This is a genomic window from Shewanella sp. OMA3-2 (assembly GCF_021513195.1).
Lineage (GTDB): Bacteria > Pseudomonadota > Gammaproteobacteria > Enterobacterales > Shewanellaceae > Shewanella.
The window spans coordinates 3,128,301-3,137,102 of the sequence record NZ_CP090974.1; the positions used below are offsets into that span (position 1 = coordinate 3,128,301).

Here is an 8,802-nt window from a genome sequence, read left to right on the forward strand (position 1 = left end):
CGACTGACATTATTTTTTAGTCAGTGTTTAACTTTACAATCTATTAATTAAACTCTATTTCTTAAGTTCTATTAATTAAGCTCTATTGATTAACATAAATAAATATAAATCTATTTATGCCAAGTCACTTTAACATCCATAATTCCAGTGACTCAGCCTACTCTGTTAGCATTCTATAATTTATTTCACTTTTGCAAGTATTTGCTCGGCGGTATATTCATTAGTAATTAATGAGTTAATTAACCCGCCTTGCAATGCTGCACATATCGCATTCACTTTACTTTTACCTGCGGCAATACCATAAACGGGTTTACTGGCATTGGGTGTTAACGGCGCACTCATCACTAATTGATTAATGGGATGTGCTAATAACTGCCCTTGATGATCGTAAACCCAACTAATGATTTCACCTGCTGCGCTATCGCTCACCAATTCATTCAATTTATCTTGGTCAATAAAGCCATCGAGCATTAAGGGTGATTGCTCGCCCATCTGCCCTATACCAACAAATATCGCATCCGCCTGTTCAACCAACGCTAAAATACTTTTTATCGGCGCTAACTCATGCAAAATGTTTTTCTCTGTCACTGAGTTTGCAATAACCGGCAATGGCATCGGGTAATGTTTAGCTTGGACTCTGTTCGCCATGCTGACCACAATATCAAATGCTGAAGCTGAACCGTCTGACATCATATTACCGAGCAACGACACAATTTTATGTTGTGGGCATTGCATTGACGGTAACTCATCAATACACGCCTTAAGTGCCCGACCCGTTCCAAATGCCAGCGTTTTCGGTTGTGCCGACTTTAAATAGCGTTCTACCACAGCCGCACTGGTTTGCGCTAAGCCATGTACCGAGCTGTCATCACTGGGATCACTAGGGACAATCTCGCACTCAAGTAAAGAAAATCTGTTTTTAAGTTGCTCAGCCAATTCCATGCATTTTGCAATGGGATGGTCTAAACGGACTTTAATTAAGCCTTCACTCACCGCAAGTGCAACGAGTCGCTGTGCTGATTGCCTTGATACCTCTAATTTCTGTGCTATTTCATCTTGAGTATTTTTAGCCACGTAATACAACCACGCCGCTCTAGCTGCATCTTCTAATCGCGCTAATTCTGAATTTGATTTACTGTCCATGATATTCCTCATTATTCAGTGTTAACGCATTATGCTGGGCATTAACTGAGCGAAATCTTGCCAATCTGTTAATGCCGTAACCTGTGGAAAAGTCTTAGCTACCGGATGATTGTGGTAACTAATATGTCGACCACCTACATAATGAATAACAGGCATATTGGCTGCGACAGCGGCTGATACGCCAAAAAAGCTGTCCTCTATCACTAAGCATTGTTCTGGAGCTACACCCATACGCTTGGCTGCATGTAAAAATAAATCGGGTGCTGGTTTACCGTTTTCAACTTCGCTGCCGGTAAAAACATTCCCAGCAAACACATCACTTAATCCCACCACCGCCAACGCTTTTGTTGTGCGAGGTAAACTGCTGCTTGTGGCAATGCAAAACGGCACAGTTAAGGCTGAGAGTACCTCTTTAATGCCATTCGTAACGGTTAAATCACGCTCAAATGCCAATAACAACTGTTCTCGGTACTGCAATTCAAAAGCTTGTGGCAACGTTATATTCAACAAACTGTTAATTTTGGCCGCGACAGTCGCAAATTGGCAGCCTAAAAAGTGTTGCTGCACAAACGCCATATCAATCTGGGCACCCAACACGGCTAATTTGTCGATTAACACATTCGCGCTGATAACTTCACTGTCGATCACAACACCGTCGCAATCAAAAATGACTAACTTTGGCTTTGTATCCATAAACCAGCCTTAATGAATAAAGAAAATAAGATCCTATTTTACAATGGCTTTAAGCTAAAAATCCCACTTAACTGTCTATGTTAGGCATTATTCGATGCTTATTACGCTCCGTCATCATCTGTAATCAGGGTATGACTACCCTAAACTGAGCTTTTGCACCTAGCGTGAGCATATGCCCTCTCGTTGAGCATATTCTCTCTTCTCAATATTGATGTCAATCACATTTCTTGAATTAAATAAGCAAATCGAGCTTTAGCGGTTGCTTATGTACGTTTTGTGATAATAAAATGTTATTTAAATTCAATAGCGTAATATTAAGTGCACGTTGGAAATACGATAATCACACGATTCAATTTGAGTGAAAATCATTCAATCTGTAATGCAGAACAATCAAGATTGAAGCTTAAGATTGTCATTTGACGCCTTGTACATTGCACCAATTAAACGCATTTTGAAGAAAAGAATGGTTATGCCACCCATTAGAAAAGAATTGTTATGCAGAATTGTTATGCCACCCATTTTAATTATGAACTAACATAACGCCTTTTCACTTTGGTTGCAGTAGTCTTTACCGCCATAAAAATGTAAAGAATAAACCCAATTTATCAATGAACTGAGCATGTATAGTGGTAAATAATGAGTAATACTGCAGATTTAAAGCAGGACTAGCGACTTGATATTAATCAAGCTAAAGTTGAATTATAATTTGGCGCGGAAGTTAATACTTAAGCGCACAGCCAGCGTTGGCAGTTTGATACGCCTTGTCGTCGCTTTCGCTCCAAATGCTCACAGTATTCTGTTAATGCAGGTAACGCCCCTACAGCACCTTTGAATAATGTCCCAAATTCACTAGTGATTTTTAGCCAGTTCTCTGCAGGAATATTCAGTCTGGTTAGAATGTGCTGGCTACTGGCACTAATGGCACCGCATTTGTCTTCTCGAATAAGACGACCCGTATCTTCTACCAGCACAATATAGTCTCTAACGCTGAACATCAGTCCATTCGGCATATCTAGCCGCTCATTACCGACAAAAGGCAGTAACGCTTTGGGTTGCTCACCTTTTATCGCTGAATGTATTCGACGTTGAATACTGGTGTAATCTGAGGTTTCAGGTGTAGTGGCCATCTTGGCTCGAATGGGGTTCAAATCAACATAGGCCATACAGGCCAATACTGCGGCTTCGTCGAGCAGCGCTTGGGATTTGAATCTACCCTCCCAGAACCTGCCAGTGCACTTATCTTCTTTGTTGGCCATTCGCGCTATCGGCTCACTTAAAGAGCGCATAAACCAACTGATATCGACTAAGCGTTGGCGGTATAGGGCAATACAATCATTCACTGTTTTCATTTCAAATTCGTTTAGGTCTTCACCTTTTACAAACTTTTGTGTCAGTAATGTGCCTTTAAAGCCTTTGTGCCATTGAAATAGTACGTCTTTATCTGACCACCGTTTGGCTTTATCAGCATCCACTTTTAATACTACGTGTAAGTGATTACTCATGACGGCATAAGCACAGATATCAATAGCAAAAATGGTGGCAAGCTCAAGGATACGAGCATCAACCCACTCTCGCCTATGCTCAAAGTTCTCACCTGTTGAATTATCAATACCACATAAAAATGCCTTACGTACCACTCGAGAACAACAATGATAGTAAGGCGTATCTTCTAGGCTAACGATTGTCTGTCTGGGTCTGGCCATCTTTAATTACCGTTTTCAAAGGGTAAATAAAGCGTAGTTCACTGTTCGATATTTAGCCAACAATTATGGGTGGCCATGTTATTGGGCTAAAATAAGTGAGGCACGAACAAAAAGCCAACTGTAATTTGTCCGACTTGAAAACCCTTGTTATGTTGTGACTTCACAGTTTCCATTTTTTATTTACGGCATCTGTAATTACACTTTGAGGGTCAACACCCAATTCGGTTAACTTATTACGCAACACTTCAATATGCCACCAAGGACAAGAAGGGTCATTGCAAGCTACATCCGGATCACCTTCATGCTCAAATACTAGATGAAAACACAGCCAATGCATTTGCTCAAAAACTTCGTAATCATCCGAATACTTTTCTACTGGTTTATCACAATGAATACATATTTTAGTTTGACTCATGATTAACATCCGCAGATTTCTTTAAACAACATAACGCCCTAATAATGGGCAAAAAATTGTTGGCTAAAATGTTGAGGAACGAAAACAGCCAACTGTTTTTTGTCCTTATTAATTAGCTTGTTAAGTGGCAAACTCTTCATTGGGTGATTCTAGTAACTCAACCTCATCTAGCTCACACATACCGTTGCCACCATCTAAATAGCGCAAGCCCAAATATACTAATTCACCTGCTTGCTCAGCTTGGATGGCGACAGCAGGTATTCTTTCATTTGTTTCTTCGTCAATTTGTATTACACAGGTAGGAAGTACAGCGTCGCATGCCACACTTCCATCAGGGATGTAAAAAACCGCAATTCCACTTTCTACATCCTGCTCAGTTGCTACCCGTCCTGAAATAGAAGGAAGGCTTTCCCAATCTTCAGATGTGAATGATTCCCACATGCTGGCTCCTTGCCATTTAACGCCCCACTCACCGGAATTTTGGGAGCGTAGCGAGTAAAATTTCCGTGTGCAGTGGCTTGTGTACGCCCAGCATGGGCATGAACTAATGAGGTGAAAGTCCTCTGTAGGAAGGTCACCGTTTAAATAACATACTGTTATTAAACGTTAACTACTAGCGAATGGCAAGGGCTTAATCGCGAGGTTAGGTCCGGAGGAAGCCGCTAGCAAATTTGCGAGCTGATGAACAAGAACATCATATGAGGCGTAGGCTAGAGGTGAGTTGGCACAAGACGACGAAACCACGTGATCTAATGGCCACCGTAAATGATGCAGCAGTGCAAAGAAAGTTCATGTTCTTATCTGGGGAGATCTGCTTAACACGCGATTGGTCATTAACCAGTAAGGCTCTGGTTTATTAAGTGCCTTGGCTTTTCAATTTCATCGACTGAAAAGAGCGAATCAGATGGAAACCGATAGCGCATGACGAGGTAACTTGACATGTGATTAAGCAGAAGTCAGCAGACGGCATAGTAGCCCAACGCCCATCGTAATGGTTGGGACATGGTGAAGGCCTGAACATTTAGAAGAAGGAGGAGTCTTGTCAAACTTGTCGATACCCACTACGTCGCCAGACGATTACTATCGGCAGCGTATTGATATGCAACCGGCCTTCAACCGCGATCTATTTCAACAACTGCTCGAACCTGAAAATCTACACCGAGCTTGGCGTCAAGTTAAAGCCAATAAAGGTGCAGCGGGCATCGATGGCATGACCATCGAAGCCTTCCCGCTCTGGATGCAACAAGGCGGCTGGCAACAGTGTAAATCTCAATTAGAGCGAGGTGAATACCAACCCTCAGCGGTCAGGCGCGTAGAGATCGACAAACCCGATGGCGGTAAACGCAAATTGGGGATCCCTAACGTCATTGACCGTGTGATACAGCAAGCTATTGCACAAATACTCACGCCACTGTTTGACCCATTCTTCTCGACTAATAGCTTTGGCTTTAGGCCGAACAGAAATGCTAAACAAGCGGTACTGCAAGTCAGGGATATCATCAAACAGAAACGCAAATTTGCCGTTGATGTTGATCTGTCTAAGTTCTTTGACCGAGTTAATCATGATCTCTTGATGACTCAGCTGAGGAGCAAGGTACAGGATAAGCGTCTGTTGGCGCTTATCGGTAAGTACCTACGAGCAGGGGTGATGGTCAATGACCAATTTGAAGCAAGCTTTGAAGGTGTGCCTCAAGGCGGTCCACTCTCGCCATTACTCTCTAACATTATGTTGGATAGTCTGGATAAAGAGCTGGAAAGCCGAGAGCACAAATTCGCCCGCTACGCGGACGATTTTATCATATTGGTAAAATCTCAACGCGCTGGCGAACGGGTACTCAAGAGTATTACTCAATACCTTGCCACTAAGTTAAAACTGGTTGTAAATGAACAGAAAAGCCAAGTGGTTAAGGTCGCTCAAAGCAAGTTTCTTGGGTTTACATTTAACCGAGGCAAGATCCAGTGGCATGCTAAAACATTACACATTTTCAAACAAAAGATGAGACGACTAACGAACCGAAATTGGGGCGTGAGTATGAGTTATCAGCTATTTAAAGTGCGTCAATACATGCAAGGCTGGATCAATTATTTTGGCATCGCTAACGCTTATCAAGGGTGTGTCGATTTAGACCATTGGATCCGACGTCGTGTTCGTATGTGTTACTGGCGTCAGTGGCGAAAACCACGGACTAAGGTACAAAACTTACTTAAGCGTGGCGTCAGGATCCAAGTGGCTGTTGGTTGTGGGATCACAAGCAAAGGTCCATGGCGAAGTTCGAAAACACCAGGGATACAGCAAGCGCTGAGTAATGAGTACCTGAAGAAAGCAGGATTATATTCACTAAGAGATGGATGGATCGCAGTTCATTATCCTAACCCAAAAGTGAGTTAGGAGTTCTAAATGAACCGCCCTGTGCGGAGCCGCATGCAGGGTGGTGTGGGGGCTGGAGGCTAGATACCTCCGGCTACCCGATTATAACTTATTAGATAGGTCATCTCGTAAGGTTTCTATGACTCCAACAAGATGAGTGGTTTTATCTGTTTCTATATAGTTATCTGGGCAAATCCAGTCGAAAAAATCAAGTGCATTATCACTGCCAATAATCCCAACGAAATTAGACTGTACTTCAGCATCTGTAAGTGGGCGTTGTAATTTTTTGGAATGAATATGCCCAATATAATCATTACGATATGATTTAATTCCTTTTGCTAGGATTGTTTTTTTAAATTCGTCACTTAACTCTTTTAAATGAGGGACTTCCTGATATATCACTTTTCTATATTTATTACAAAACTCCTCATATTTTGAACAATTCATTATTAGAGAAGTAAAACATAGCCGGTAGAGATTTTGCCTTTGGAAAGAGTTAAGAATTCCACGTTTTTCGTAATCTTTAAGTACAGTGATTGCCATCGTTAAATCTGCTACTAGGTGATTCAAAATATTTATGGCTCTGCTTATTTCAGTACTCAAAAACTTCTCCTAAATTGAAATCACTACACATTAAGTTATAACGCTGAAGCACAGCGGCGCCCTGACAAGGGCGTCCGGTGGCCGGAGGCCACGTACTGCTGCGCCTTGTTATAAATTGAACTCGAAAACATGCTGTTGCTTCAATAGCTTGAAGCCTTGCGCTTCGTAAAAGCTGTGGGTGGCATCGCGCTTTGAATTGCTGCGAACCCGAACGGTAACCCCGACTGACTTGGCCCAGGCGATAGCTTCCGCAACCAACTTGGAACCGATTCCTTCGCTCCGGTGCTGCTCATCAACTATGAGGCCAGCTATTTCAATAAATGGTGCCACTCCAACCCGAACCGCCAAATATGCGTGTAGCCAACCAACAACCGTTTCGCCTAAATCCGCTACCCATATCCGATGGCCGTCTGAGTTTAAGAGCAGAGTCAGCGCATCGCCAGATTGATGCTCTGGTTCAGCGGCGGGCGTCAGCACATGCGCTAAACGCTCAATCTCATGGTTATCTGCCAACACTGCCGGCCTGATGTTCACAAGTTCTCCGGAAAGGATTTATAACAGCTTATTGAACGGCTCGCCCGATAAAGCCGGCTGTTCAAGTTATTGATTTTTATCATCCTACATTTTCTATCTTATTGAAGTAAAGCAATTTAATCACTCTTACACTCCGATATAAAACTGAAATTGCGCGTTAAAAGTGTCGGCGATAAATGTAAACAAATAAACTAAACAAGATCAATATATTAGAGCAGCACTATTTTTATCAACATAGTCCTTTAGACTGCTTTTTATACACGTTTTATTGTAATTCCATCAAAACCCATTATAACTGTATAAACATACAGTACAGGCAGCATAAAGGTGGAATGTGATGGCGGGCACAGGATATTTAGAAGCAATTAGACAACAAATTAGAGTAAGACATTACAGTTACCAAACTGAAAAGTCTTACCTTTATTGGAACCGCTATTTTATAAGATATTTTAAGTTTACAGCTGCAAAACATATTTTGCCTGCGCACATTGAACAGTTTTTATGTTTTCTAGCAAACGAGCGACGGGTTTCAAGCAGCACACAACAGCAAGCACTGTGCGCGCTTGTTTTTGCTTTTAAACATGTATTAGCCATCAATACAGATAATTTGCAGTTTCCTTATGCAAAAGCACCAACCCGCATTCCGCAGATATTAAATGATGCAGAGGCCAAACAGGTCATCGACAATTTACAAGATAAATATCAACTAATTGGCTGTTTACTATATGGTGCGGGGCTGAGATTAACTGAAGCTTTAAGCATTAGACTTAAAGATATCGATTTTGAAAATAGAACACTGTTTGTTTTTAGAGGTAAAGGTAAAAAAGATAGAGTGTGTATTTTACCAAAAATGACCATTGAACCCATACGTCAGCAGATGCAACATGTACGTGATGCTCACACTCATGACTTATCTCAAGGATTAGGAATGGCTTCTTTACCCCCAAGCTTACTCAAAAAGTTTGGTACAAGCGCCAAAAAATTACATTGGCAATATCTTTTCCCTTCCATTCACTGCGTGTCACACCCTGTTAATCGTTATATGTGCAGGCATCACATTGACCCTACAACGTTTAGAAAAGCATTACGTAAGGCGGTTAATAAAACCAATATCACTAAACGTATTACTGCTCATACTTTCAGGCATTCTTTTGCAACCAACTTACTTAGACGCGGCCATGATATAAGAACCATACAAGAACTACTTGGTCATAATGATGTAAAAACAACACAAATATATACCCATGTAGCTGGCTTGCATCAAACGGGGATAATAAGCCCAATGGACTATATGAAGTAAATACCCCCCCAATCGCCCACTTACATTTACATTGTTTAATCTT

Annotated in this window: 9 protein-coding genes; 2 read left to right on the forward strand and 7 right to left on the reverse strand. The window is 41.6% G+C overall.

The annotated features are described in order from the left end of the window. Positions 1–180 precede the first annotated feature (180 nt). The 5 genes from L0B17_RS13780 to L0B17_RS13800 all read right to left on the reverse strand — a co-directional run bounded on the left by L0B17_RS13780 (position 181) and on the right by L0B17_RS13800 (position 4,395). Positions 181–1,143 carry a sugar-binding transcriptional regulator gene (locus L0B17_RS13780; protein WP_235085583.1) on the reverse strand — a complete coding sequence of 321 codons (963 nt, stop codon included), beginning with the start codon at positions 1,141–1,143 and terminating at the stop codon, positions 181–183. A 21-nt stretch (positions 1,144–1,164) separates the two neighbouring features. Then, positions 1,165–1,836, reverse strand: coding sequence for an HAD family hydrolase (locus L0B17_RS13785; RefSeq protein WP_235085585.1), 672 nt, complete (start codon positions 1,834–1,836; stop codon positions 1,165–1,167). Between the two features lie 725 nt (positions 1,837–2,561). Next, positions 2,562–3,539: a transposase gene (locus tag L0B17_RS13790; RefSeq protein WP_235085587.1), complete on the reverse strand. Its 978-nt coding sequence runs from the start codon at positions 3,537–3,539 to the stop codon at positions 2,562–2,564. Positions 3,540–3,699: 160 nt separating this feature from the next. After that, positions 3,700–3,954 (reverse strand): hypothetical protein, encoded by a 255-nt coding sequence (locus L0B17_RS13795; RefSeq protein ID WP_235085589.1) that lies wholly within the window; start codon positions 3,952–3,954, stop codon positions 3,700–3,702. Between the two features lie 120 nt (positions 3,955–4,074). Next, positions 4,075–4,395, reverse strand: coding sequence for a hypothetical protein (locus L0B17_RS13800; protein WP_235085590.1), 321 nt, complete (start codon positions 4,393–4,395; stop codon positions 4,075–4,077). A 598-nt stretch (positions 4,396–4,993) separates the two neighbouring features. On the opposite strand from L0B17_RS13800, the gene ltrA reads away from it, so the two are divergent. After that, a complete protein-coding gene (gene ltrA / locus L0B17_RS13805) occupies positions 4,994–6,343 on the forward strand; it encodes a group II intron reverse transcriptase/maturase (RefSeq protein ID WP_235084858.1) in 1,350 nt (449 codons plus the stop codon). Between the two features lie 81 nt (positions 6,344–6,424). On the opposite strand, the gene L0B17_RS13810 is transcribed toward ltrA, so the two are convergent. Both L0B17_RS13810 and L0B17_RS13815 read right to left on the reverse strand, forming a co-directional pair. Further along, complete coding sequence (locus L0B17_RS13810; protein ID WP_235085592.1) at positions 6,425–6,925, reverse strand: integron-associated HEPN domain-containing protein; 501 nt, start codon at positions 6,923–6,925, stop codon at positions 6,425–6,427. A 108-nt stretch (positions 6,926–7,033) separates the two neighbouring features. Further along, a complete protein-coding gene (locus L0B17_RS13815) occupies positions 7,034–7,459 on the reverse strand; it encodes a GNAT family N-acetyltransferase (RefSeq protein ID WP_235085594.1) in 426 nt (141 codons plus the stop codon). Positions 7,460–7,796: 337 nt separating this feature from the next. Here L0B17_RS13815 and L0B17_RS13820 point away from each other — a divergent pair, with 337 nt between their 5' ends. Continuing rightward, positions 7,797–8,759: an integron integrase gene (locus L0B17_RS13820; protein WP_235085596.1), complete on the forward strand. Its 963-nt coding sequence runs from the start codon at positions 7,797–7,799 to the stop codon at positions 8,757–8,759. The last annotated feature ends 43 nt before the right edge of the window (positions 8,760–8,802 follow it).

Coding starts and splice junctions, on each gene's coding strand:
- L0B17_RS13780 (WP_235085583.1), bottom strand. CDS start 1,143: ATGGACAGTAAATCAAATTCAGAATTAGCGCGATTAGAAGATGCAGCT.
- L0B17_RS13785 (WP_235085585.1), bottom strand. CDS start 1,836: ATGGATACAAAGCCAAAGTTAGTCATTTTTGATTGCGACGGTGTTGTG.
- L0B17_RS13790 (WP_235085587.1), bottom strand. CDS start 3,539: ATGGCCAGACCCAGACAGACAATCGTTAGCCTAGAAGATACGCCTTAC.
- L0B17_RS13795 (WP_235085589.1), bottom strand. CDS start 3,954: ATGAGTCAAACTAAAATATGTATTCATTGTGATAAACCAGTAGAAAAG.
- L0B17_RS13800 (WP_235085590.1), bottom strand. CDS start 4,395: ATGTGGGAATCATTCACATCTGAAGATTGGGAAAGCCTTCCTTCTATT.
- L0B17_RS13820 (WP_235085596.1), top strand. CDS start 7,797: ATGGCGGGCACAGGATATTTAGAAGCAATTAGACAACAAATTAGAGTA.